Annotated in this window: 22 protein-coding genes; 6 read left to right on the top strand and 16 right to left on the bottom strand. The window is 54.7% G+C overall.

The features are described from left to right. Window positions 1-5: 5 nt before the first annotated feature. From ctaG to R50912_RS02615, 6 genes are all read right to left on the bottom strand, one after another. Window positions 6-932 (bottom strand): cytochrome c oxidase assembly factor CtaG, encoded by a 927-nt coding sequence (ctaG, locus tag R50912_RS02640; RefSeq protein ID WP_042241419.1) that lies wholly within the window; start codon window positions 930-932, stop codon window positions 6-8. Window positions 933-959: 27 nt separating this feature from the next. After that, window positions 960-1,283 carry a cytochrome C oxidase subunit IV family protein gene (locus R50912_RS02635; RefSeq protein ID WP_042232209.1) on the bottom strand — a complete coding sequence of 108 codons (324 nt, stop codon included), beginning with the start codon at window positions 1,281-1,283 and terminating at the stop codon, window positions 960-962. 4 nt (window positions 1,284-1,287) lie between these two features. Continuing rightward, window positions 1,288-1,914 (bottom strand): cytochrome (ubi)quinol oxidase subunit III, encoded by a 627-nt coding sequence (locus tag R50912_RS02630; protein WP_042232206.1) that lies wholly within the window; start codon window positions 1,912-1,914, stop codon window positions 1,288-1,290. Between the two features lie 6 nt (window positions 1,915-1,920). Continuing rightward, window positions 1,921-3,759 (bottom strand): cytochrome c oxidase subunit I, encoded by a 1,839-nt coding sequence (ctaD, locus tag R50912_RS02625; RefSeq protein WP_042241416.1) that lies wholly within the window; start codon window positions 3,757-3,759, stop codon window positions 1,921-1,923. 137 nt (window positions 3,760-3,896) lie between these two features. Continuing rightward, window positions 3,897-4,946, bottom strand: coding sequence for a cytochrome c oxidase subunit II (gene coxB, locus R50912_RS02620; protein WP_039306711.1), 1,050 nt, complete (start codon window positions 4,944-4,946; stop codon window positions 3,897-3,899). 402 nt (window positions 4,947-5,348) lie between these two features. Further along, the gene (locus tag R50912_RS02615; protein ID WP_019913840.1) at window positions 5,349-5,537 is read right to left on the bottom strand and encodes a hypothetical protein; all 189 of its coding nucleotides are present in this window, start codon (window positions 5,535-5,537) and stop codon (window positions 5,349-5,351) included. Between the two features lie 627 nt (window positions 5,538-6,164). Between R50912_RS02615 and R50912_RS02610 the strand changes: the two genes are divergently transcribed. From R50912_RS02610 to R50912_RS34685, 3 genes are all read left to right on the top strand, one after another. Next, window positions 6,165-6,503 carry a DUF4870 domain-containing protein gene (locus R50912_RS02610; protein ID WP_042232203.1) on the top strand — a complete coding sequence of 113 codons (339 nt, stop codon included), beginning with the start codon at window positions 6,165-6,167 and terminating at the stop codon, window positions 6,501-6,503. 86 nt (window positions 6,504-6,589) lie between these two features. Beyond that, window positions 6,590-7,537: a diacylglycerol/lipid kinase family protein gene (locus R50912_RS02605; protein WP_042232200.1), complete on the top strand. Its 948-nt coding sequence runs from the start codon at window positions 6,590-6,592 to the stop codon at window positions 7,535-7,537. After that, on the top strand, window positions 7,519-7,719 hold the full coding sequence (locus R50912_RS34685) for a hypothetical protein (RefSeq protein ID WP_156122910.1): 201 nt from the start codon (window positions 7,519-7,521) through the stop codon (window positions 7,717-7,719). Before R50912_RS02605 ends, R50912_RS34685 begins: the two co-directional genes overlap by 19 nt. A gap of 433 nt (window positions 7,720-8,152) precedes the next feature. Here R50912_RS34685 and R50912_RS02600 read toward each other — a convergent pair whose 3' ends face one another. The 4 genes from R50912_RS02600 to R50912_RS02585 are packed head-to-tail and all read right to left on the bottom strand — an operon-like array spanning window position 8,153 to window position 10,774. Further along, window positions 8,153-8,728 carry a xanthine phosphoribosyltransferase gene (locus tag R50912_RS02600; RefSeq protein WP_042232198.1) on the bottom strand — a complete coding sequence of 192 codons (576 nt, stop codon included), beginning with the start codon at window positions 8,726-8,728 and terminating at the stop codon, window positions 8,153-8,155. A 42-nt stretch (window positions 8,729-8,770) separates the two neighbouring features. Next, the gene (locus tag R50912_RS02595; RefSeq protein WP_042133213.1) at window positions 8,771-9,076 is read right to left on the bottom strand and encodes a hypothetical protein; all 306 of its coding nucleotides are present in this window, start codon (window positions 9,074-9,076) and stop codon (window positions 8,771-8,773) included. 42 nt (window positions 9,077-9,118) lie between these two features. Continuing rightward, window positions 9,119-9,937, bottom strand: coding sequence for a TrmB family transcriptional regulator (locus R50912_RS02590; RefSeq protein ID WP_042232196.1), 819 nt, complete (start codon window positions 9,935-9,937; stop codon window positions 9,119-9,121). Between the two features lie 36 nt (window positions 9,938-9,973). Beyond that, the gene (locus R50912_RS02585) at window positions 9,974-10,774 is read right to left on the bottom strand and encodes a zinc ribbon domain-containing protein (protein ID WP_042232195.1); all 801 of its coding nucleotides are present in this window, start codon (window positions 10,772-10,774) and stop codon (window positions 9,974-9,976) included. A 190-nt stretch (window positions 10,775-10,964) separates the two neighbouring features. Here R50912_RS02585 and R50912_RS02580 point away from each other — a divergent pair, with 190 nt between their 5' ends. Together R50912_RS02580 and R50912_RS02575 are read left to right on the top strand one after the other, a co-directional pair. Then, a complete protein-coding gene (locus tag R50912_RS02580; RefSeq protein WP_042232193.1) occupies window positions 10,965-11,339 on the top strand; it encodes a hypothetical protein in 375 nt (124 codons plus the stop codon). A 304-nt stretch (window positions 11,340-11,643) separates the two neighbouring features. Beyond that, on the top strand, window positions 11,644-12,315 hold the full coding sequence (locus R50912_RS02575) for a GTP pyrophosphokinase (RefSeq protein ID WP_042241412.1): 672 nt from the start codon (window positions 11,644-11,646) through the stop codon (window positions 12,313-12,315). A 75-nt stretch (window positions 12,316-12,390) separates the two neighbouring features. Here the strand turns inward: R50912_RS02575 and R50912_RS33010 are convergent, their stop codons facing one another. From R50912_RS33010 to R50912_RS02560, 3 genes are all read right to left on the bottom strand, one after another. After that, window positions 12,391-13,179, bottom strand: coding sequence for a hypothetical protein (locus tag R50912_RS33010; protein WP_052415940.1), 789 nt, complete (start codon window positions 13,177-13,179; stop codon window positions 12,391-12,393). A 34-nt stretch (window positions 13,180-13,213) separates the two neighbouring features. After that, window positions 13,214-16,303: a DEAD/DEAH box helicase gene (locus R50912_RS02565; protein ID WP_042232192.1), complete on the bottom strand. Its 3,090-nt coding sequence runs from the start codon at window positions 16,301-16,303 to the stop codon at window positions 13,214-13,216. A 636-nt stretch (window positions 16,304-16,939) separates the two neighbouring features. Then, window positions 16,940-19,387, bottom strand: a complete 2,448-nt coding sequence (locus R50912_RS02560; RefSeq protein WP_042232190.1) for a glycoside hydrolase family 31 protein — start codon at window positions 19,385-19,387, stop codon at window positions 16,940-16,942. Between the two features lie 225 nt (window positions 19,388-19,612). Between R50912_RS02560 and R50912_RS02555 the strand changes: the two genes are divergently transcribed. Then, on the top strand, window positions 19,613-20,377 hold the full coding sequence (locus tag R50912_RS02555) for a TspO/MBR family protein (protein WP_042232188.1): 765 nt from the start codon (window positions 19,613-19,615) through the stop codon (window positions 20,375-20,377). A 181-nt stretch (window positions 20,378-20,558) separates the two neighbouring features. On the opposite strand, the gene R50912_RS02550 is transcribed toward R50912_RS02555, so the two are convergent. The 3 genes from R50912_RS02550 to R50912_RS02540 form a co-directional block, all read right to left on the bottom strand. After that, entirely contained in the window at window positions 20,559-20,939 is a 381-nt protein-coding gene (locus tag R50912_RS02550) for a RidA family protein (protein ID WP_039309789.1), read from the bottom strand. Between the two features lie 108 nt (window positions 20,940-21,047). After that, window positions 21,048-21,710: an oxidoreductase gene (locus tag R50912_RS02545; protein WP_042232186.1), complete on the bottom strand. Its 663-nt coding sequence runs from the start codon at window positions 21,708-21,710 to the stop codon at window positions 21,048-21,050. A 29-nt stretch (window positions 21,711-21,739) separates the two neighbouring features. Beyond that, on the bottom strand, window positions 21,740-23,014 hold the full coding sequence (locus tag R50912_RS02540) for an MFS transporter (protein ID WP_042232184.1): 1,275 nt from the start codon (window positions 23,012-23,014) through the stop codon (window positions 21,740-21,742). Window positions 23,015-23,076: the final 62 nt, after the last annotated feature.

Raw genomic sequence — 23,076 nt, 5'->3', positions numbered from 1 at the left:
GGCACTTACCAGCCCTTATAGTTCAGACCCTCCTCCGCAAGATCAGAGGCAGGCGCGGACAACTCCGTGTCCTCTTGTCCGTTCTCTTTTTTATACCAATGATAGAACACATAAGCAAGCATCGAGGCAAAAATAAATTCCTGAATGAACTTCATCACGATGCCGCCGACCTGCTGATCTACCTTGGGGGACAGAGATCCGAAGAAGCCGGGTCCGCCAAAAGCCTGCAGCAAAGCAGCCGGACTCTGCGGTACACAGTAGCCCATGGCCATCGCCCAGGTATTGGGGTCACTATACGTAGCATACAGGGGAGAACCGGCAAAAATAATCAGCCCGCAGGCCGGTGTCAGCAGGACCATGTTCAGAAAGATGAACCCTACCTGACCGAGGCCGCCCAGTGCGCGGTATTCCGGCAGGGGATTGATCAGATTCCACCACATGAGCCCTGAAGTCAGGAATAATACGGCGTAGTACAGACGGTGAACCGCGAAATGCAGCATGACATAATCATGAATCGCCGGGATATGGTAGAGCGAGAATAATCCGTTGAAGAGCAGTGCGGCAACGATGGGCTTAGCCAGAAAAGCAAGGCCGCGCAGCGGATTCACCCGGAGCAGCGCACGCCAGCACCAGTCAGGAATCCCCAGCATAATCAGCGGGACTGCGACAAGATAAGACAAGGCCATACTGACCATATGGAACGAAAAAAGGATATGCCCCAGCAGACTGACAGGTCCCCCCTGCGCCAGATAGAGGGCCAGCATTCCGCATAAGAACAGCCCCCTCCGCCAGAAGGGGACTGCAGTACTGCCCTCAAACCGGGAGGCCAGCGGACCGATCAGCACAAAATATCCGGCAGTCAGCAGGAGCATCAGGGCCAGAAACAGCGGACTCCACAGTTCAGTAAAGCTGAAGTATTGTAATCCCGGCATCATCGCAAGCCCTCCCCCCGTACAGTATTAATCCCACCATACCCAGTAGAGCGACATTATAATGCAAGTCCCCGCGATAAAAAATCCGCCCAGCATGAAGATAATCGGCATCATATGCCCTTTGTCCTTCAGATGCATCCAGAAGCCCATCTGCAGGATCACCTGCAGCACAGCCATCACCAGCAGCAGAATAACGGCAAAGGTGGCATTCACCCCTCCGGCAGCCACTGCGGCAAAGGCGATCAGCGTCAGTACAATGGAGAAGACAAAGACTACAATATGCCGCTGCGGTCCTTCCGGGCGGTGCCGGTGCTTCACCGGAGATTCCGGAGAATGCTGCTTCGTCGTCATGGCTTCATCCCACCTTTCCGAGCAGGTATACTACCGTGAAGATAAAGACCCATACCACATCGATGAAATGCCAGTACATCGCCGACACATAAATCTTCGGTGCGGTTACCACCGTCAGCCCCTTATGCAATAACTGGCCGATCAGTACTGATATCCACAGAATACCGAAGGCCACATGGGCACCGTGAAAGCCGACCAGAGTATAAAAAGCCGAGCTGAATGCACTGGTGGTCATTCCGAATTCCTCATGCCTGATGTATACGCTGAATTCGTAAATCTCCAGGACCAGGAAGCATAGTCCGAGCAGGACCGTGACCAGCAGCCAGTTCCGCAGCATAGTGACGCGGCCCCGGTGCATCGCCTGGATCGCGAAGACACTGGTCAGACTGCTGACCAACAGAAGAAAGGTTGCTGCCGCGACCAGCGGAAGATGAAACAGCTCATTCGCAGACGGGCCTTCATTGGTCTGATTGCGCAGCGCCAGGAAGGTTGCGAAGAGGGTGCCAAAAAGCACCGCTTCCCCACCAAGGAACAGCCAGAAGGCCAGCACCTTGTTGCGTCCTTCGAGGGTTGCTTTTTCCGGTTCATGCGGGAGAGTTCCATTGGCTGCTTCAGCATGTGCTGTAGTCATATCCGCTCACCTTCCTTCCAGCTCTTCGGGTTCAATATGCCAGCCCGGATCATCGAACAGCGACCGCATCAGCATGGAACCGAAGGTAATAAGCAGTCCCAGTGCCGTAACGATATAGTTATTGAACAGAAAGCTCATTATACTGCTGCTGAACTCATCACGGCTGAACATGAAGCCCAGTCCCGCTATGAAAATACCGACCGACATCAGGAACGGCAGAATCGTTGCCGAAGGCATATGAATCGAGCCCACCGGTTCGGACGGGGTCATCGCCTTGTGTCCGGCCATTTTTTCCTTCCAGAAGGCATCCAGGCCCCGCACCAGCGGCGTCTGCTTGAAGTTATATTCCGGCGGCGGAGAAGGAATCGTCCATTCAAGTGTCCGCCCGTCTTCCCACGGATCATCGGCTGCATCAGCCGGCCGTCTCGAGGTCAGGAAGATATTCGTGAGGAAGATCAGCATGCCGACCCCCATCAGCATCGCACCAATAGTACTGACCAGGTTAAGCAGATCAAACTGCTGATTCGGCAAATAGGTGAATACACGGCGCTGCATGCCCATCAGTCCCAGGAAATGCTGCACGAAGAACGTCAGGTGGAAGCCGATAATGAACGTCCAGAAGGTCCACTTGCCTAACGTCTCGCTGAGCATCCGCCCGAACATCTTCGGCCACCAGTAGTGAAGTCCGGCAAACAGACCGAGCACCAGACCGCCGACAATAACATAGTGGAAATGCGCCACTACGAAGTAAGTATCATGGAACTGGAAGTCCGCAGGCGCAGAGGCCAGCATGACCCCCGTTACCCCGCCCATGGTGAAGGTCGGGATGAAGCCGGCTGCGAACAGATTAGGGGTGGTGAAGCGTACCTGTCCGCCCCACATGGTGAACAGCCAGTTGAAGATCTTGATCCCGGTCGGAACGGCGATCAGCATGGTGGAGACTGAGAACAACGCATTCGCTACCGGACCGAGGCCGGTGGTGAACATATGATGCGCCCAGACCATGAAGCCCAGGAAGGCGATCAGAATCGTTGCGAACACCATAGAGCTGTACCCGAACAGCCGCTTGCGCGAGAAGGTCGGAATAACCTCAGAGATGACGCCGAAGGCCGGAAGAATCAGAATGTATACTTCGGGATGGCCGAAGATCCAGAAGATATGCTGCCACAGCACCGGATTGCCGCCTCCGGCCACATTGAAGAAGTTGGCATCCAGTATCCGGTCGAAAGTTAGCAGGACAAGGCCTACAGTAATAGCAGGGAAAGCGAATAGAATAATAGCTGAAGTAATAAAAGTAGTCCAGGCGAACATCGGCATCCGCATGAAGGACATCCCCGGTGCGCGCATCGTGATGATGGTGGCCAGGAAGTTAATGCCGCCAATCAGTGTGCCAAGGCCCGCAATCTGCAGCCCGATGGTATAAAAGTCCACCCCGTGCGTGGGGCTGTAGCCCGTGCTGGAGAGCGGGGTATATGCGGTCCAGCCCGCATCAGGCGCACCGCCCATTACCCAGCTGAGGTTGAGCAGAATACCGCCGAACAGGAAGGTCCAGAATCCGAGCGCATTGAGAAAAGGAAAGGCTACGTCACGCGCACCGATCTGCAGCGGTATGACTGCATTCATCAGTGCGAAGATGACAGGCATAACGCCAAGAAAGATCATCGTTGTGCCATGCATGGTAATCAGTTCGTTGAAGGTCTGGGCATCGAGAAAGGTATTCATCGGCTTAATCAGCTGAATACGGATCAGAATCGCTTCCAATCCGCCGATGCCGAAGAAGATGCCTCCAGCCCACAGGTAGAGAATCGCGATCTTCTTATGATCGACGGTGGTGATCCAGTCCATTAGCCCGGTATGCCGTTTAACGCTGTGGCCATGCTTCAAGGGCTGGGAGGGATGCAAGGATTGCGCTGCTTCGGCCAAGGTACGTACCCCCTTTTTCAAATATGCTGCTTCCGCTTCGGGCTATAGGCTATCCGGCTTCAGTCCAGCGTGTAACCGGCCAGAAACTCGGCAATTCCGTCGATCTCTTCATCGCTTAAGCCCAGATCCTTGGGATCCGGCATCTTGTTGCCCGGCTTCACGCTCTGGGGATCATGCAGCCACGTCTTCAGATTCTCTTCTACCGGTGCCCCGTCCACGCGCGTGTCGTCATTAAGCAGAATGCCGGCCACCGATTCGCGGGAGCCAATTCCGGTCAGATTGGGAGCCTGGGAAAGATCCTGCATACTTCCAGTCGCATGGCAGGTGAGGCACTGGGATTTGAAGGTCTCCGCGAGCGCCGGATCATCCGGCAACACAGAATCAGGAGCCTTCATCGAAGCTAACCACTCCTCAAAGGCCGTACTACTGACTGATTTCACCTTAAACTCCATGAAGCCGTGGGAAGGCCCGCATAGCTCCGCACATTTGCCGCGGTAAACGCCTTCATTCGGCGCACTGAAGCTGAAGCGGTTGACCGTTCCGTCGGGGTTGGTGTCCATTTTGCCGGAGAGCGAAGGTACCCAGAAGGAGTGCAGGACATCCTTGGTGCTTAGCTCAAAAGCGATATCCTTACCGGCTGGAATCACCAGATCCTGTGCTGTTGTCACCCCGTAATCCGTATATTCAAACTCCCACCAGTATTGATGGCCGGTCACTTTGACCTTAATGGCATCCTTATCATCCGAATGATCATTGCCGGCAGCGAACACCGCCTTCACTGTAGGAACCGCCAGTACAACTACAAGAATAAGCGGGATGACCGTCCACAGCACTTCGAGCTTGAAGCTGCCTTCCACCTGCTTGGGAATCTCGTTCTGATCCGGTTTCCGGCGGAAACGGATCCATACATAAGCTGCAATAGAGAAGACGACCAAAAGCACCACGATCATGATTGAGATCGACAGCTTCATCAGTGCAAACGAGCTTTCTGCTGCGGGTCCCTGCGGTCTGAGTACCGACAAGTCTTCCCGCCCGCATCCGGCAAGAATGAGTCCAAGCGCTGCGGTCATGGGAAGAAGCCGCTTTCCAGCCTGCCACGTTTTCATCATTGATCTACCCCGCTTTTCCCGAATTCGTAGATTAGAGTATTTTCCTGTCAATTATAACAATCACTATTAATATAAGTTCGCCCCACTGTTTTGTCAATCGTTCACAACAATTTCACATAATCATTTCGAAAAAGAAAAAAGCTTGTCTTTATTGATTTTAAAAGCGCTTTCAAAATAAGTCGAAAACTGTTAAACTACTTTTAAAGCGCATTCATATGTATTTGTGTCTATTAATTCATTTGACTAATGATATGGCTCTGTATCCGGTAAACCGGGCATACAAAAAAAACCGATTCCAGCGGCAAACAGGCTGCCCGGGCACGGTTTATGAGAATCCTCATGGATGTTATAGCGCAAAATGTTGTCATCAAAAAGCAGAAGCAGAACAATTCTATCTGTTGTTTAAGAAACGGACGAATTCATTCTTACCAGTTCATGCTCCACAACCATGGTCAGCTCTTCTTCATAGCCTCCCGTGATCCGATACTTCCGGACGTACTCCTTCACAAATTTCTTGGGATCTTTGGGCCGGAAAATGCGTGTCATTTCCCGTAGACTTTCCTTGACTTCGTTATGACCTTTACTTGCCATGATCAGTTCCCTCCCAAAACATTGAAAATGAATGCTCCGTTGTAGAGAATGCATGATGAAAAGTCCGCCGTAACCTTGAAATGCAAGTTAAGAAACCATTACACATACGTGGCTTGCATTATCCGCCTTGACCATCCTTCCGGTATTCCGGAAATCCGCCTTGCCGGTGAAGCAGGTTCGTCGTGATTTGGGCTGAGAGTAAGGATGTCTCAGAGTAAAGACACCTTGACACTTTAGTTACCCGAAGAGCCACTTGCTGAATCACTCCTTTCGGGCTTTATCGTTATATTGTATCATATTCCAGTCCAAGTTCCACCTTTCCTTGTAAAATATGCGAATGGAAATTTTTTATACTTCTTTAGCTTCCACGTTAAGTAAGATCCTCATTTTCCGCTACAACCACTACTCCTAACCTGACCTCAACCGCGCCTCCCGCTCTCTCTGGCTAAAATTTATTGTATGTCTACCGCCAGCAGCGGGAACCTAATATTAGTCTACCCAATGCTGCAGAAAATATTGGACATATCCCCAGTGCAGTTCATACTTTAACGTGATTCTTCATAGGCTTGAAGGGAAGAAGGTTGATTATCCGTACCTTTCTTCTCCAAACCAAGGAGAGTGAGCCCTTTGTCCCCTTTCAGATCTTCCACCGGATTGCCCGATAATATTGCCGCCGCCTTGTGTTACTTCTTCCCGTTCATTGGTGCCATTGTGTTCCTCGCGCTGGAGAAGCGCAGCCGGTTCGTCCTGTTCCACTCGCTGCAATCCCTGATTGCCTTCGGAGCGCTGATGGTAGCCCATGTACTGAGCGGCTTCATCCCTTTTCTCGGTCCTGTCGCGGCCGCCCTTCTCTCCCTGCTGGGCTTTGCCGTATGGCTGCTGATGATCTACCACGCACTGGGCGGAAGATGGTATAGGCTGCCCTGGGCAGGAGCAATCGCCGAGAGTCAGCTGCGGCAGCTGTAACCGGTAAAAAAGATTCCCTTTTGCCTGTCCTCTCCGTACAATGGAATCAGGACATACAGGAAACATTACAGGCTGGGGGAACATCCATGTATTTATTGATCATAAATTCCCGCTCGGGCGGCGGAGCGGGGCGGCGGACTTGGCATACCGTTGAAGCCATGCTCAAGGTGCGCGCCATTCCGCATGAAGCGCTGTTCACTCAAAGCGCAGACAGCGCGGAGAATCAGGTGCTGCACGCCCTTGCCCGCCGCGAGGACTGGCGCGCCGCCATCGTTATCGGCGGAGACGGCACGATCCACAGCGTGCTAGGCGCACTGCGGCGCAGAGGGGTGCCGCTCGGCGTAATCCCCGCGGGCTCCGGCAACGACACCGCGCGGGGATTCGGCATCCCGCTCACCCCGGAGGCCGCGCTGGATAACGCGCTGCAGGACCGCTGCCTCGAAGCTGATCTGCTCTCGGGCGCGGATGGGCTCACCCTGACCGCCGTAGCCAGCGGCTTCGATGCCCAGGTAGCCGTCAATGTGAACAACAGCCGCTACAAACGGCTGTGCAATGCCATCGGCGCCGGCCGCCTGGCTTATATCATCGGCATTCTGCATACGCTGATTACCTTCAAGTCCTGCCGGGTCAGCGTGACCTGCGACGGCAGGGAGCAGACCTTCGACCGGGCGTGGCTGGTCTCGGTCTGCAACCTGCCCAGCTACGGCGGCGGGCTGCTGATCTGCCCGCAGGCGGAGTCAGGCGACGGCCTGCTCGACGTCTGCGTTGTCCACGGGATCAGCCGCGGGCAGTTGCTGCGGCTGTTCCCGACGGTGGTGAAGGGCAAGCACGTTGCGTTGCCCTACGTCACCATGCTGCGCGGACGCAGCGTAGCCGTCCACTTCGCGCAGCCGCGCCATGCCATCGGCGACGGCGAGGCCCTCGGCACCGCGCCGCTGGCCGTGCGCTGCGAGCCGGGGGCACTGCGCGTGCTCTCGCCGCTGGCGGCGGCCGGCGCGCAGGGCGCAGCCGGGCCGTGCCACGCGAGCGGCTAGGCGGGGCTCGTGCCGCTGCGGCTGTGGGAAGCATGGCGCAGCCGGTTAAGCTAACGGCTGCGCCGGCAAAAGCGGCTGCCTGTGGTCTCAATGCTTGCAGCCGGTACCGTCCACAGTCGCAGCAGCCAACGCACCCTTTACTGCTTAAGGCTGCTTCCACCAACGACGTTCCGGCGATCTAGCCATTATCTAACCACTATGTACCCCCTTGCGGACTGAGAGGACCTTATTCTCTCCGGCAAGGGGGTTTTTAGTTGACTTGCGGACTGAGATTCCGCTATCCCTCACAAATGGATCAATATGATACCCCAAATGACCAAATAAGCGCACTGGAGTCCGCTTCGCCTAACCGAAGCACAGGAGGCGTAGGGCTGGCCGCACGCAGTAGGCGTCCAGCCGCGAGCGCTTCTGCTTTTAGTCGGGGCTGCAGCTAGCACCCCACCCCCTGCAGCTTCAGCCGCGCTATTTGCGCTCTGCCTATAAGCACAAACAGGCACTCCCCCTCAGCTGCACTACCTATGCCCGCCTTCAAACACAAACAGGCAGGCCCCCGATTCCTTCCGGGGGCCTGCCTGTTATTTACGTCTGCCGCAAAAGTCCACTCGGCAGTATTCCTTATTCCTCCACGAAGCCAACAACGCCGTCATCCAGCGAAGCGATCCGCACCAGCGACTCCACGCGGTACCCGGCTTCCTTCAGCAGGCGGCTGCCGGGCTGGAAAGCTTTTTCGATCACAATCCCAATCCCGGCAACGCTGCCGCCCGCCTGTTCAACGATCCGTGCCAGCCCGAAGGCCGCTTCACCATTCGCCAGGAAATCATCGACGATCAGCACGCGCTCACCGGGTGCGATGAACTTTCGGGAGACGGTAATTTCATTAGTTTCCTTCTTCGTGAAGGAGTAGACCTTCTCCACATAAATATCTTCCGTCAGCGTCAGCGACTTCTGCTTGCGGGCAAAAATCATCGGGACCTCAAGCTCCAGCGCCGTCATAATGCCGGGAGCAATCCCCGAGGATTCGATAGTCAGCACCTTAGTGATTCCTTCCCCGGCGAAACGGCGGGTAAACTCGCGTCCTACTTCACGCATCAGGAAAGGGTCCATCTGGTGATTCAGAAAAGAATCAACCTTGAGCACACCAGGGCCGAGAACAATACCTTCGTTAATGACCTTTTGTCTCAATAACTCCATCCGTGCTCCTCCTCTATCCTCAAATGGACCCTGCTTCGTCTGCTACAGCCCCGTAGGTTTCTGGGGCAGCAGGTTACCGACAATCGACTTCAGCTCGTTATCCTGCTTGCTGTTCTTTTTGCCGTTGTCAAAGCTCGTAATCCGAATCTCTGAATACTTCTCTCCAGGTGCTACAGGTTTGAACACTAACTTCTCCCGGTCCTCAAGCCGGACATTAAAATTCATGTCCTTGAACATGCCGATTAAATCCTGCTCTCCCGGGGTCTTCCCTTCGTCCAAAAACAGCAATCCGCGTAACGGCTTCACGCCTTCCGAATGCTGCACATCAAAATGAACAATACACTCCACGCTTGTCACCTCCCTAGCTTAGTACCCTCTGCATCTCAGGAGCTACTCCGCCTGTTCTTCCCCGGCTTCATCCTGGTCATGCAATACATATTTGCTGTAAATCCGGCCATAGCGTTCCCCGTACCGCTTCTGCAGCTGAGGTCCCATATCTTCTTCAAGCTCGAACAATACCATTTCCTGTGTAAAATGATTCAGCAGCAGCTCCACGAGCACCGGGTGCTCGGTAACCACCGCCTGCGCAGTTCCGTCCTCATAACGCATGCCCAGCATACACCAGGAACGGTCGATGACAAAAGAAAACTTCCGCCCCCCGCTGCGCTGTGGCTTACCGTCCAGCGGCGGCCATATCGGGTATGGCGCAGAGGCCGCGTTGCCGCCGTCAAAAGCCCACAGCAGCTTCACTCCGCGCAGCTCTGCCTGCTCCAGCTCACTGCGCAGCAGCGAGGCTTCCTCCCGCCATACATCAACCACGATCTCCTGAGCCGCGAGATTGAGCTGGCGGATCAGCGCTCCCGTTACGTTGCGGTCACCTTCCACGTTATAAAATGAAGGGCTGACCGGGCCTCCGCGCGGCATTTCACTTTCCATGTAGGCCAGCGACGCCTGTACCCGGCCGGATATCATCGTCGCCAGCTCTTCCGGGTCCAGCACGCTGTAGCGGGCCGGCTCCCCTTCCCCGCAGCGTACGTAGCCTTGCTGAGTCAGGCGCTGAAGCGCCGCATATACATTCGATCTTGATACTCCTAGCTGCTTTGCCACTTCGTAGCCCGAAGCCTGGCCCTTGGTGGCCAGCTCAACCATAATTTTGGATTCCATCTCTGTGAAACCCAAATTGCGCAGATGCAGCAGCAACTGTTCCATCTATGTTGTCCCCCTAAGCTGTCTGTCTAACCCTGTCTAAATTTGCTCCGAACCGCAGCGCGGGCACCACATTGAGCCTTTCGGCAGATCGGCGCGGCAAATCTGGCATTTCACAATATCCCGTGTACCCGATTCGCTGACGGCAGTCTCTTCTGCAGGCTCACTGGCTTTCCAGTCGCGGATCCGGCGGTCCAGCTCCAGCTGGCGCTCACGTTCACGCTCCAGTTCATCGGCCTCACGGCGGCCCCGTTCTGTATCCGGAAGAACCCGTTCATACTCTTCAGGCTCCGGTTCCACTTCAATTTCCGTCAAGGCTTCGGCGTACTGGACAGGCTGTTCAGGTCTCTTAGCGAGTTCCCGCTCCGCTTCTGTCAATTCTTCCTCACCGTAGTACTGATCTTCCTCATCTTCGTGCTCATGTACGGTATGTACCGTAACGGCCTGCGCCGGTTCCTTGCGCAGCACCGGTTCCTTGCGCAGTGGCAGCTCCTCAAGCTTGCGTCCGCAGTGCGGGCAGAAGTTGGCATCCAGTGCTACGATTTGGCCGCAGGCACAGAGCCGTTCATTCTTTAGTTCGGCAATTCTTGAGCGCACGCCCTCAATCTGCTCCTGAAGCTTGTTACAGCCGCGCGCCAGCTCGATCATCTGCCCCTCTGCCACCGACATATCTCTGGAACGATATCCTTCGTAGAAAAGCTTTCCCATTTTCAAAAATTCAAGTTGCATCTCATGTTCGATATCAGAAATTTGCCCGTTCAGCTTGCCTACTTCCACCGAGCTTTGCGCTTTTTCACTCACCCGGCTGGCACCGTCTTTAATGCGTTGCAGAAAATTCATTGTAGTTCCTCCTTCTCCAGAGTGAGAATAGGCTGATTCGCAGCCGCAAAATAACCCCATACATCGTTATCGCTCCGTACAGCAGTGGAAACGTGACTCTATCATACCAAAAGTCCCTGACAGATTCATTATTTGTCGTCAGGTGTTAAATACTACATGACGAACATTATCGAATAATGGAGGGATAACATTGCCTAACGATAACCATAAACGATATTTCGTATCCGTGAATCATGGCCTGATTCAGGATGTGCGTAACGACTCGAACGAATTTGAGGTTCTGCTCTCGGATGAAGAGCTTACCGTGCTCCAGGATCTTCTGAAAGGTCTTGCCGGTGAGGACGACTATGCCTTCCGGCGTGCTTTTGTCCCCTATAAATCAGCCGATCATGATGATGCTGCGGAGCAGTTTGACGATGCCACCATTCATCTGTTCCAGTATTTGCATGACCACGGCACAGACGAAACGCGCCGGCTCATTGATGAAATGAATGTTCTGCAGAGGCTCGGAAATACCGGCTATCAGGATGAAGGGTACGGCGGCGGTTCTCCGACTAACAAGTAGAAACGCCTCTGCCGCCCTAATCTGGAACGTAAAGCCCCGTCCCGCCAGATAGATAGGCCTATAGTGAGCTAATACGCTGCTGCGGGAAGAATGTTTCTCTTCGGCTTCATCCGGCTTTGTTTTGCTTCCGGGGCTGTACTTCGGTTAAAATAGAATCACATAAACTGCAGCGCATTTTATGCGAACGCCGTAGTCATCCGTTCATGGTCTACAGTCACAAATAACGAATACCGGGAGAGTTTCAGTGGAAGAATACGATAGTACACAGGTTACACTACACAAGTTGCAGGTCCATGTGAAGGATATGCAGAAGTGGCAGGTACACGAAGATTTTGCCAAGCAGGTTGAGAATTTCAAAGCTTTGCCGGCGCTTTACCGACATGCTCTGAATGAGCTTGAGAATAAAATTGATGTCATCCGTACAGAGTGGCAGGTACGCGACGGCTTCAGTCCCATTGAGCATGTGAAGTCACGCATTAAGGAACCGAAGAGCATTGTACAGAAGATGGAACGCAAAGGCCATGATTTCACGCTGGAGAATATGGAGCAGCACATTCACGATATTGCAGGTATGCGGATCGTCTGTGCTTTTGTGAAGGATATTTACCGGCTGGTGGATCACCTGTGCGCGCGCGAGGATATCCGCGTGCTGGAAATCAAGGATTACATCGCCCATCCGAAGCCAAATGGCTACCAGAGTCTGCATCTTATCGTCGCCATCCCCCTTGTGCTGCTGGAAGGAACCCGCTGGGTCAAAGCCGAAATTCAGCTCCGTACACTCGCTATGGATTTCTGGGCCAGCATGGAGCATATTCTCTACTATAAATTTGACAAACAGCTACCGCCGCATGTGGCTGAGGAATTAAAAGAGGCTGCACGTGCCGCTGATGAACTGGATCAGAAGATGCTCCGCCTGCGCCGGGAGATCCTCGAACTGTCAGAAGCGGATGGCAAAAGTAATGACCCCTTAGTATAAATATATTTGTATACAATAAAGGCAGTACTTTAACAGCTAGGATGTTAAAGTACTGCCTTTATTGGCGTTGTGCGCTTACAATTTATTCAAGCCAGCCGCACGTTTGGCGGCGGCTTCCGATACCCGGCGCATCAGCAGGGCAAGTCCTTCCCGGGCCTTAGGCGTCTGCGGCAGCAGCGAGCTCCAGTCCTCTTCCGGTTCAATGACATCAGGCATTGCCGGAAATGGCCGGGCAGAGATCTCATGAAACAGCGGCCCCGGCTGATGGAGCGAGCCCTCCGCAGCCGCCTCGGCCAGCCATTCTCCCGAGGACACCGCCGGACCTTTACGTTCCAGCCGGGCCAACTCGGAAGCAAGCGTTACAGGGGGAGGAGCCCCCTCTTCAATAACCCGCTCATTCTCCTGCTCCGCCCAGAGAGCAAACACCCCGGAGAGCAGTTCCTCCTTGGACAGGCCGCGCAGGGCAAAAGCCAGCAGCGGCTCCTTCGTTAGCTGCTGCTTCACCCGAAGCAGCAGCTCCCCGGCGGGCAGCAAGCCTGTGCCTTGTTCATTGGCCGCCTCTTCGAGTTCAGCATCAGCAGGCAGCACCTCAAGGGCAGCAAGCCCGCCTTCCAGGCTGCCCTGGAGCAGCTCATACAATTCACCCGGATGCGCAGAGAGCTGTAGCAGCACCTCATTCTTCCGGGCGGCCGTCCATTCCGGAATATGCAAAGTGAACACCGCGCGCTGCGCTTGTTCCTCTGCAACTGCACCGGGTTTGCCGTTCCGTCTGCCTACACCTTCCGCAGCGGCGGTTCCCAGGCTCCCGGTGGCTTTGATCTTTCCCGGCAGCACCTCCAGCTTCAACTCCAGCAGTTCAATCATGGATGTTCCCCTCTTTCTGCCATACAACTATCATTTACATCCAGTCCTGTCCTTGCAGTTCGATAAGCTCCTTCAGCTCATGGTTGGACATTTCGGTCAACCAATTCTCGCCGGAGCCGACAACCTGCTCGGACAGACTTTTTTTACGTTCAATCAGTTCATCGATCCGTTCCTCCAGCGTTCCCTGGCAGATCAGCTTATGCACCTGAACATTCTTGTGCTGTCCGATCCGGAATGCCCGGTCCGTAGCCTGGTTCTCAACTGCCGGGTTCCACCAGCGGTCGTAATGCAGCACATGATTGGCCCTGGTCAGATTGAGGCCTACGCCCCCGGCTTTGAGGGACAGGACGAAGAATGCAGGACCCTCCCCCTCCTGAAAAGCATGCACCATCTCGTCGCGTTCACGCTTCGGAATGCCGCCATGCAGGAAGAGCGGTGTCTCCCCGTACCTTCTGGCCAGCCGGCTGACGAGCAGCTCGCCCATCGCCACATACTGCGTGAAGATCAGCGCAGACTCCCCAAGCTCGGAGATGCTGTCCAGCACCTCGAACATCACATCCATTTTGCCGGAGGGCTCACTGCGCAGGCTCCGGCCGTCATCCTTGCGGAACAGCTGCGGATGATCACAGATCTGCTTCAGCTTGGTCAGGGAGGACAGCACCAGCCCCCGCCGGGCCATGCCCGACCGCTCACCGATTACGCCAAGCATCTCATCCACAACGCCCTGATACAGGGCTGCCTGCGTTTCTGTTAGCGGACAATACGACTTCAGCTCGATCTTCTCGGGAAGATCCTTCGAAATATCGGGATCACTCTTCAGGCGCCGCAGCAGGAATGGAGATACGAGACGGTGAAGCTCACGCAGCCGTTCCCCGCCTTCGCCAGATACATACCGCTGGCGGAAGGAATGATAGGTTCCGAGATACCCCGGATTCAAGAAATGAAAGATCGACCACAGCTCGCCTAGCCGGTTCTCTACCGGGGTACCGGTCATCGCAATCCGGTGCGGCGCGGTCAGCTTCATGACACTCTGCGCCTGTTTGGTGCGGTGGTTCTTAATATACTGCGCTTCATCCAGCACAACGGTTGACCAGCGCACCCCGGCCAGATCCTCACTGTCCCGGCCTGCCAGATGATACGTAGTCAGTACAATCTCATGGCTGGCGGCAAGCTCGGTGAATCCTTCTCCGCGTACCCGACGGCCGCCATGATGGATATGCACACTAAGCGAAGGTGCAAACCGCTGCAATTCCCGCTGCCAGTTCCCCAGCAGTGAGGTCGGGCAGAGGATAAGCACAGGCTCCCGCTTCTCTCCCGGCGGCGCATTCAGCGCACGGTCCAGCAGGCAGGTGATCACCTGCACGGTTTTGCCAAGCCCCATATCATCGGCCAGACAGACCCCGAAGCCAAGGCCGCTAAGCGCCGTAAGCCATTGATATCCCCGTTCCTGATAAGGCCGCAGGGTACCGTTCAGATCATCCGGCACCGGACGCATGGGCAGCCCGCGCAGCACATCGCCATGCATAAGAGAGGCCAGTAAACCGGAGGTCTCCATGCCCGTGACCGACATGCCCTTCCATAGCCGTTCTTCGCCATCCTCGGCTTCCAGGCGCATCCAGTCTGCTGCCGTCATCTCTCCGCTCTCGTTGCGCTTCATATATCTCAGGACCTGACGGACCTCCTTCGGGTCCACTTCGATCCATTCACCCCGGAAACGTACAAAAGGCACTCCGGCTTCCACCAGCGCATTCAGTTCGTCCTCGCTGATCTCCGAATCGCCCAGGGAAGCTTCGATGCGGAAGGAGATCAGCTCCTCCATGCCCAGCGCTGCTTGTACAGGCCCATCCACTCCGCCCGGCGGCGGCTGCATCTTCATTCTCATCCCGATCCGCCGCCGTCCTTCGCGGCTCCAGCGTGAAGGCATCTGCACCGTAATTCCCCGTTCACGCAGCTGCTGTACACTCTCCTTCAGGAAGAAATACAGCCGCTCCGGAAGCAGCTCCACCCCGCGCGGCGCCGGTTCGGCCAGCGCTCGCTGAATGTCCGGGGAGATCTTGGCTGCCCGCCCCAGCGCAGCAAGCAGCTGCTGCTGAATGTTGCGGTAGCGCTTGCCCCACAGCGTGAATTCCCGTTCCCGGCTGCTCCAGACCGCTTCGGCCGGAATCCAGAATTCACCTTCCTCCCGGCTCTCCGCCCAGAACGTCAGCCGCCACAGCTCACTGTCGGTTGCAGGCGGCTCCAGCCGCAGGCCCAGGCTGAGCTGTCCGCTGCGTGCTTCCTCCGTCTCGAAATGCGGCACCTCGTTGCCTGCCGTCTCACTCACGGCAGCCAGAAGCTCGGTCACTTCAGCCGGAGTCCCCTGAACAGGGATATCCCGGCTGCCGGTCAGCAGACTGTTCCACCACAGCTCAGTAAGCGGCGAGTAACCGCGGCGGTAGTTCGCTTTGAATGGACCCAGTGCGCTCTCGTTGGCCGCGACCACATTCTTGATCTCCGCTGTCATCACAGCCTGCAGGAACGAATAGAGCACATACCCGCCTGCTTCCTCCCGCGAGGACAGATCCCCCTCCTCGGCTACGTGAGTGCCGAGCGCAAGCACCGGCATGGAAGCCGCCATCTGCAGGAAGAATTCCTTATCCGCCTCTTCCCGGAAAGCCGGCGACCAGCATACCGCTGCCGCCTGCTCGCCGCCGCGGCGGCGTGAGCCCACCTTGCGCGGCGGCTGAGCGCCGGGGACAATCCCGCCCTTGCCCATCAGCTCCAGCGCAAACCGGGCCGCAGCCGACCAGTAGCGCAGTTCTCCGCCCGGCTCTATGCCCTGGGCGCGGCTTGCCTGCTCATCCCAGGCAAGGAGCAGCTCAAAAGCGTCCTTGGGCGACAGGGCCAGCCCTTCAAGGGTGCGCCCCGGCATTCCGCGCCGCGCCGTCTTCCCTTCCACGGCGGCGGCAGCAGGATACTTCACTTCCGCCAGCCGCAGCGCAGCACCCGCAAAAGGACGCCAGCCACTCCGAAATTCCAGCCGTTTAATCACGCGTGTCCACGCGTCCACCTTCGGCTCAGAAGTTTCACCCGAGAAGCAAAATAATACGTCCCCTAACCATATTGCATACAGATGCTTAATCATTGATGATCTCCATTCTTTTAAGCAAACAGAAAGAGCCAGTCCGTCCCAGCGGGAAGACTGTTTCCTTCTCTGCGAGAAATATATTATGAAGCTGTACTAGCAGCAGTAACTGTACAGCCATCCCATTGTGGTTATCACTGCAACTTTTTTCTTCATCCCTTCATCTTATACGAAAAAGTCTACATTTAAAAACTTTTCTGCACGTTTTCTGCAGAAAATCTGCAGATTCTTTTGCAAATCTCCCTCATCCGCAGTTCCGGCAGCATTCCGGAGAGGCCTCTCAGACCCAGTCGCAGCTGCTTGAAGTCCGTATTTATGACTAATTTTAAACAAGCACCCGTTCAATCAACGGTGGTCAGATCAAATAATTCAAAATGTTGTATGTATTACAACTCTTTGATCCCATAATAAGAAGGTTTCCGAAAGGAATGTTGTATTTTATGCAGAAATTTAAGTGCTCTTTTTCCAACTGTTGTTTATCAGCGGGCCCGTCATCAGCCAGCAGGTGGAGATAATCCACTTATTCCGGTCCTTTGCATCGTCCGTGTCCGACAGAACTGATTTTTTCCAGGCAACACAAAGAACCGTCCGCCCCCTCTTTGCAAGGCGAAGCCGGCTCTTTATAAACTAAAGGGGTTACTTGTTCGCTTGAATCCGCAGCTCCCCGCCGTCGGCAGCATCCGTTACCTGTACAATAATCGCACCTTTCCTGCCGTTATAAACCCAGCCCGCTTTGCCTTCCTCCAGCTGTTCCAGGGTGATCTCCTCAAGTCCGTCCACCGCCGCCACGGTGAAGAACGGATAACAGAGCGCAAACCGCAGCATCTCCCGGCGCGGCTTATAATCATGCACGCCATATCCCCATTGCAGCACCAGGGCACCTTCGGTACCTGTAGCCTGCACGGCAAGCTCTGTATATTCCCCTTTACGGTAACCGAAGCTGTGCCCGTCATCCTCATACAGCTTGAATGCCGCCGAGAATCCTTGGGCAGCTTCCGCTCCGTACAGATGGAAGGTGACCGTCTCTTCCGTGTCCTCCAGCGCATACTGCTTCAGCGGACCTTCGGCCGTGAAGCTGCCTGCCTTCACATACATCGGCATAATATGCAGCGGCGCAGCAGCAAGAATATGACGGCCGCCTTCGTGAATCTTCCCGTCCCAATAGTCAATCCAGCAGCCTTCGGGCAGGTAGACCGAGCGGTGATCTGTATCCGGGCGGTAGACAGGGGCAATCAGCACATTCTCGCCAAGCAGGAACTGATCGCACAGATTGGTCACATGCGGGTCACGCGGATATTCAAGGATAAGCGGACGGATCACAGGCAGCCCGCACATCTCCGCCTCATGAAACAGATTGTATAAATGCGGCATCCAGCGGTACCTCAGTCCGATGAATTCGCGCAGAATCCCCTCCACTTCTTCCCCGAAGGACCAGGGCTCCTGACGCAGCGTTCCGATGGAGGAATGATTGCGGCAGTATGGGAAAAAGACGCCCATTTGCGTCCAGCGCACCAGCAGCTGTGCAGACGTATGATGGGCGAATCCGCCGATATCCGGCCCCGAGAACGCCAGCCCCGACAGCCCCATATTCAGCACCATCGGCATCGCCATCGCCATATGCTCCCAGAAGCTGCGGTTATCCCCGGTCCAGACGGCGGCATACCGCTGAATGCCCGCATACCCGGCACGGGTCAGCACAAAAGGACGCTCGCCCCCCATATGCTCGGCCAGTCCCTCATACGTTGCTTTTGACATCATCATCCCGTACAGATTGTGGTATTCCTCATGGGTAACGGGCCTGCCGTTGTTGAAATGCATCACATCGAGATCCATCGTCTTGGTCTCATTGAAGACCGCCGGCTCGTTCATATCATTCCAGATCCCCTGGATGCCCAGGTCCGTGTAATACTTGTGCAGGTCGCCCCACCACTCGGCGGTCCGGCTGTCGCTGAAATCGGGGAATGCGCTGATCCCCGGCCAGACCTCGCCGAAGAAGATATCGCCCTCCAGACGGCGGCAGAAATGCTTCTCCAGCACACCTTGCTTATACACCTCGTATTTGGGGTCTTTTTTGACACCGGGATCCACAATGGGCACGATCCGCACACCCAGCTCCCCGAGTTCTGAGATCATTCTCTGCGGGTCCGGGAAGTTGACGGGGTCAAAGGTGAATACGCGGTACTCGTCCATATAATGGATATCGAGATAAATGACATCACACGGAATATGCTTCTCACGGAAGGTCCGGGCAAGCTGTAGCACCTCCTGCTGGTTCATATAGCTGTAGCGTGACTGATGGTAGCCGATCGCCCATTTAGGCGGAAGCGCAATCCGGCCGGTGAGCGAGGTGTATCTTTTGACAACATCCTTCATCTCGGGCCCGTTAATGAAATAAATGTCATATTCCCCCGTAGAGCAGCCAATAGTAAAAGCAACGCCATGCGAACGCATGTCGAAATCACTCCGCCCCGTATTGTCCAGAAATAATCCGTAGGTGAGATCGCCGTGCATGTGAATGAGCAGCGGAATAGACTCATAGAGCGCTTCAATCTCCGGCAGATGCGGGGCAAAAACATCGGTATTCCAGTTCGTATAACGCTCCCCGCGTTTATCGAGGAAGCTTGACTTCTCACCCAGTCCGTAAAAATGCGAATCCGGCTGCATATCATACTCCGCATGACTCGCACCGCGCGGGTTCCAGCTGGTCAGATTCTGCTGCATAATCACCGTGCCCGAGGTATTCTCCACACGGAGAAGAAACGATGTTTTCTCGATAATCAGCCGGATGGCACTTGTGGTGAAGATTAGCTGATCCTCTGTCTCATCCACAGGAAACAGATGCGGGATACAGCTCTCATTCATCACCGCCTCCGATGTGGTCAGGTCCGGAACCTCACCATGGAAGACTTTCATCCGGAACATATCATCGCTCAAAAAGATAAAGACAACCCCCGCGCATTCCCCCCGGCAGATATAAACATTCTCCGACCGTTCCCAGGAAACCACGCTTCCCGGAGTGTTCCAAGTCTCCTTCATTACGAGTGGTCCCATCTTCTCAGGGCGTATCGCCTCGCTGCTCTCCATGCCTTTTGTCCCCCTTCGGCTATTGCCTGCTTGATCTTCATCGTTCCCGTATTAGCTCTTCTTCTCTACATATTACCCCGAGCTTACGGAATGCTATCCGTTAAATTCATGACCTGTTGGTCATTTTTTTGCGGGAGATAGTCTTAATTGCTGTTAAAGCGGGTATATTCTATGTAGGCCAAGGATAGGCACATGCTAAATAACCTAATTTAGGGAGTGACAAGAATGAGAAGAAGCAATCCTTATAAGTGGTGGAATCTGCTGCTGTACCTCGGCATGATTGCCGTCAATACGCTGTCGGTGGCGCTGCCGCTTGGCGGGAACAGTACTGGAGAAATTTCAGACAGATATCATACTTACATTACACCGGCCGGCTACGCATTCTCCATCTGGTCTCTGATCTACCTGCTGCTCGCCGGGTTCATTATTTATCAGTTCCGCAGTGATACCGGAGGCAGAGATTCCGTGCAGCATATAGGCATCTGGTTCGTGCTCAGCTGTATATTTAATATGGGCTGGCTATTTCTCTGGCATTATTTGTACATTGAGCTGTCGCTGGTTGCCATGGTGCTTATGCTGGTTTCACTGATTGTAATCTACCGCCGTACCCGCAGCATCCCGGACCCTACCTCCGGCGAGAAATGGCTGGTTAGACTGCCCTTCAGCATTTATCTCGGCTGGATCTCTGTAGCTACCATCGTTAATGTCAGCATCGTGCTGGAGAAGAACAACTGGGACGGCTTCGGGCTAAGCGATTCACTCTGGGCTGTAATTATGCTCTGTGTAGGTGCAGTGCTGGCTGTTATTGTAAGCTTCCCTCACCGGGACAGCATTTATCCGCTCGTCTTCGTCTGGGCCTTCATTGCCATTGCTATTGAACAGAAGGATACAGATAATATTTTCTTCACCGGGCTGATTGCTGCAGGACTTCTGCTGCTCTACAGCATCTGGCTGCTGCTCACCCCGCCGCGTACCCGCAGCAGATATTGACGATATCGGTGAAAAGACATAAGGCTGCCCCGCTCCTGTATAGGGTCGGGACAGCCTTTATCATTGCCGGCTTACCGGCCGATTTCATTATTCCACACTAATCCGCAGCAAAAATCCCACGCACCTGCAAAGAGGTACATGGGATTCGGCCCGGCATTTCGGGTTCTATCTTCAGTAAGGCTTATTTTTTGCGTGCTACCGCTTCGATCTCAACAAGTGCATCCTTCGGCAGACGCGCCACTTCGACTGCGCTGCGGGCCGGATAAGGCTCAGTAAAGAAAGTGGCGTATACTTCATTAACAGCTGCGAAATCATTCATATCCTTCAGATATACCGTTGTTTTGACTACATGCTCCATGGATGCCCCGGCCTCTTCAAGAATGGCCTTCACATTGCTAAGCGACTGGCGCGCTTGCTCTTGCACATTGTCCGCCAGTGCTGCCGTTTCCGGGTCCATACCAAGCTGGCCGGAGGTGTACACCCAGTTGCCGGCGGTGATTGCCTGGCTGTACGGTCCGATGGCCCCCGGGGCTTTGCTCGTTGCTACCTGCTTTTTACTCATGTCTCGCTCCTCCTGCTTGTTGTACGCAGCCTGCGGGCCGTTATGTACATATCATTTTATGTTTCATTGTAAGTCCTGAGGTCTGTTTATTGCAAACCTGCTGAAGATCTAATGCTTGCCGATCACATGAATCACATCATTGGTATAAATATGCACGCCGCCTGTATCGGCAAGGGCAATATTCCTCATCGCCCGCGCCACCTTGGCAGCGGGGATTGCCCGGTACTTCGCAGCTTGGCCGACCATAGCGAAATCCAACCCCCTCATGATTACGGAAGCGACACGTTCTCCCAGCCTGAATTCCTCGCGTTCTCCCAGCAGCAGCGAAGGCCGGAACAGATGTAAGCCGTGGAATCCGGCAGCAATCAGCCCGTCCTCTGCCCGCCCCTTGGTCCGGCTGTAGAAGTTGCGCGATTTCGCGTTCGCTCCTATTGAGGACACTGCCAGGAACTGCTTCACACCATAGGCCTTGGCCAGAGCCGCAGCAGCAAGCGGATAGTCCAGATCCACCTTCTCGAATTGCTCCTGTGAACCTGCCTGCTTAATCGTAGTTCCCAGGCAGCAGAACACCGCGTATACTCCGGCGAACTGCTCCTTATATTGCTCCAGCTGTTCCCAATCGGTCTCAATCTGCTTGAGCCTCTTATGCTCCAATTGCAGCGGCCGGCGCACCAGTACGCGGACCTCGTCCCAATCCCCGTTCAGCAAATCCTCCGTCAGTGCCCTGCCTACCAGACCCGTGGCTCCCAATACTACCGCAATTCTTGTCACCGGGCTGCCTCCTTATTCAGAATATTCTTCTATTCATCCCGCAAAATACGCCGGCCCAGCAGCAGCGCCAACGTGATCATCAGCGTCCCTACCACAAGCTGCATTCCATACACCTGCGTCCATTCGGGCCAGTTCTTAATCCATTCGTAGATCCGGCCGCCCAGCAGCGGACCAAAAAATGCCGCGAGGCCGGTGAGCGCCGCATACATAGCCATATACATCGGCCGTTCCTTCTTCGGCGTATCCCCGATAATGAAATTGAAGGCCAGCTGGTTGAAGCCGCCTACGCCCATGCCAAATACAATATGCGCGGCAAACAGAACCGGTAGCATCGGCAGTACGGATAGCAGTCCCCACATCAGGGAGGAGAGCGCGATGATCGGCAGGGTCCAGAGCAGCAGCCTTTTGTTGCTGTATTTGGCGTTCAGGTTACCCCATACATAGAAGCTCCCCATCATGAAGATCGTCTGCGATACATTGAGCAGTGACAGCTTCTCATAATTGATATGAAGCAGCTGAAGCATCACATAGGAATACAGCGGCACGGTCAGATTCTGCAGCAGCAGCCATGCGGACAGGAACAGGGTGGACTTCATAAACAGCTTATCGTGAAGCGGTTTTTTGAGCATCGGCAGAAAATCTTTTTCTTCTGACTTCTCAAACGGCACATCCGGATAGAAGAAGAAAACAACAATATTCGAGATTGAGAAAATCCATACGACAATATACAGAATTAGAAACCCGTGTCCACCCGGATAACGGTCCAGAATAATGCCGCCCCCATACATTACCAGGCTTCCCAGTGCATTCAGAAACGTATTCCGGATGCCGAAATACCGGCCTCTGACCCGTGCCGGAACCAGGTCGCTGATGACAGAACTCCACAGCACACCGCCTGCCGTATTAGCAATGAATGCTATGGTATACATTACTATGAAAGCAGTAACCCAGTACTCTTGCGGAAAAATAAACGGCACAAGACCGGTGGATCCCCAGAGCAGTCTGTGCAGGCCGATAAAAGTCACCATAGCCCATTTGCGGCTTGGCAGCTTCTGGATCAGGAAGGCTACGCCAATCTGCGCTACGTTCACCAGTGTGGTAAGTGCCAGGACGAATCCGATCTGACTGGAGCTCGCCCCCAAATATAACAGAAAGCCTGTCAGGAACTGCCCCTGCAGCAGCACCTGAAATATTGTGGATGGTATCCCCTCAAAAGTAGCGATCTGCAGATTCTTGCGGTGTATCGAGGCCTTGCGTACTTCCTTGGAGCGGTTCCGCAGCGGCCGGTTTCTCATGATGTTCATGGGGTGATAACACTCCTTTGATGCGGCTTTTGCTTCATTCTACTCCGCATCAATCTCCTGTC

The sequence above is a fragment of the Paenibacillus sp. FSL R5-0912 genome (assembly GCF_000758605.1).
In the GTDB taxonomy this organism is placed as follows: Bacteria; Bacillota; Bacilli; order Paenibacillales; family Paenibacillaceae; genus Paenibacillus_AQ.
The sequence above is the reverse complement of the archived record's forward strand: the minus strand, read 5'-3'. Positions and strand labels throughout refer to the sequence as shown.

Coding starts and splice junctions, on each gene's coding strand:
- R50912_RS02605 (WP_042232200.1), top strand. CDS start 6,590: ATGTATTTATTGATCATAAATTCCCGCTCGGGCGGCGGAGCGGGGCGG.
- coxB (WP_039306711.1), bottom strand. CDS start 4,946: ATGATGAAAACGTGGCAGGCTGGAAAGCGGCTTCTTCCCATGACCGCA.
- ctaD (WP_042241416.1), bottom strand. CDS start 3,759: ATGGACTGGATCACCACCGTCGATCATAAGAAGATCGCGATTCTCTAC.
- R50912_RS02585 (WP_042232195.1), bottom strand. CDS start 10,774: ATGAATTTTCTGCAACGCATTAAAGACGGTGCCAGCCGGGTGAGTGAA.
- R50912_RS02565 (WP_042232192.1), bottom strand. CDS start 16,303: ATGATTAAGCATCTGTATGCAATATGGTTAGGGGACGTATTATTTTGC.
- R50912_RS02550 (WP_039309789.1), bottom strand. CDS start 20,939: ATGAGTAAAAAGCAGGTAGCAACGAGCAAAGCCCCGGGGGCCATCGGA.
- R50912_RS02575 (WP_042241412.1), top strand. CDS start 11,644: ATGCAGAAGTGGCAGGTACACGAAGATTTTGCCAAGCAGGTTGAGAAT.
- R50912_RS02615 (WP_019913840.1), bottom strand. CDS start 5,537: ATGGCAAGTAAAGGTCATAACGAAGTCAAGGAAAGTCTACGGGAAATG.
- R50912_RS02560 (WP_042232190.1), bottom strand. CDS start 19,387: ATGGAGAGCAGCGAGGCGATACGCCCTGAGAAGATGGGACCACTCGTA.
- R50912_RS02630 (WP_042232206.1), bottom strand. CDS start 1,914: ATGACTACAGCACATGCTGAAGCAGCCAATGGAACTCTCCCGCATGAA.
- R50912_RS02590 (WP_042232196.1), bottom strand. CDS start 9,937: ATGGAACAGTTGCTGCTGCATCTGCGCAATTTGGGTTTCACAGAGATG.
- R50912_RS02555 (WP_042232188.1), top strand. CDS start 19,613: ATGAGAAGAAGCAATCCTTATAAGTGGTGGAATCTGCTGCTGTACCTC.
- R50912_RS02600 (WP_042232198.1), bottom strand. CDS start 8,728: ATGGAGTTATTGAGACAAAAGGTCATTAACGAAGGTATTGTTCTCGGC.
- R50912_RS02635 (WP_042232209.1), bottom strand. CDS start 1,283: ATGACGACGAAGCAGCATTCTCCGGAATCTCCGGTGAAGCACCGGCAC.
- R50912_RS33010 (WP_052415940.1), bottom strand. CDS start 13,179: ATGATTGAACTGCTGGAGTTGAAGCTGGAGGTGCTGCCGGGAAAGATC.
- R50912_RS02540 (WP_042232184.1), bottom strand. CDS start 23,014: ATGAACATCATGAGAAACCGGCCGCTGCGGAACCGCTCCAAGGAAGTA.
- ctaG (WP_042241419.1), bottom strand. CDS start 932: ATGCCGGGATTACAATACTTCAGCTTTACTGAACTGTGGAGTCCGCTG.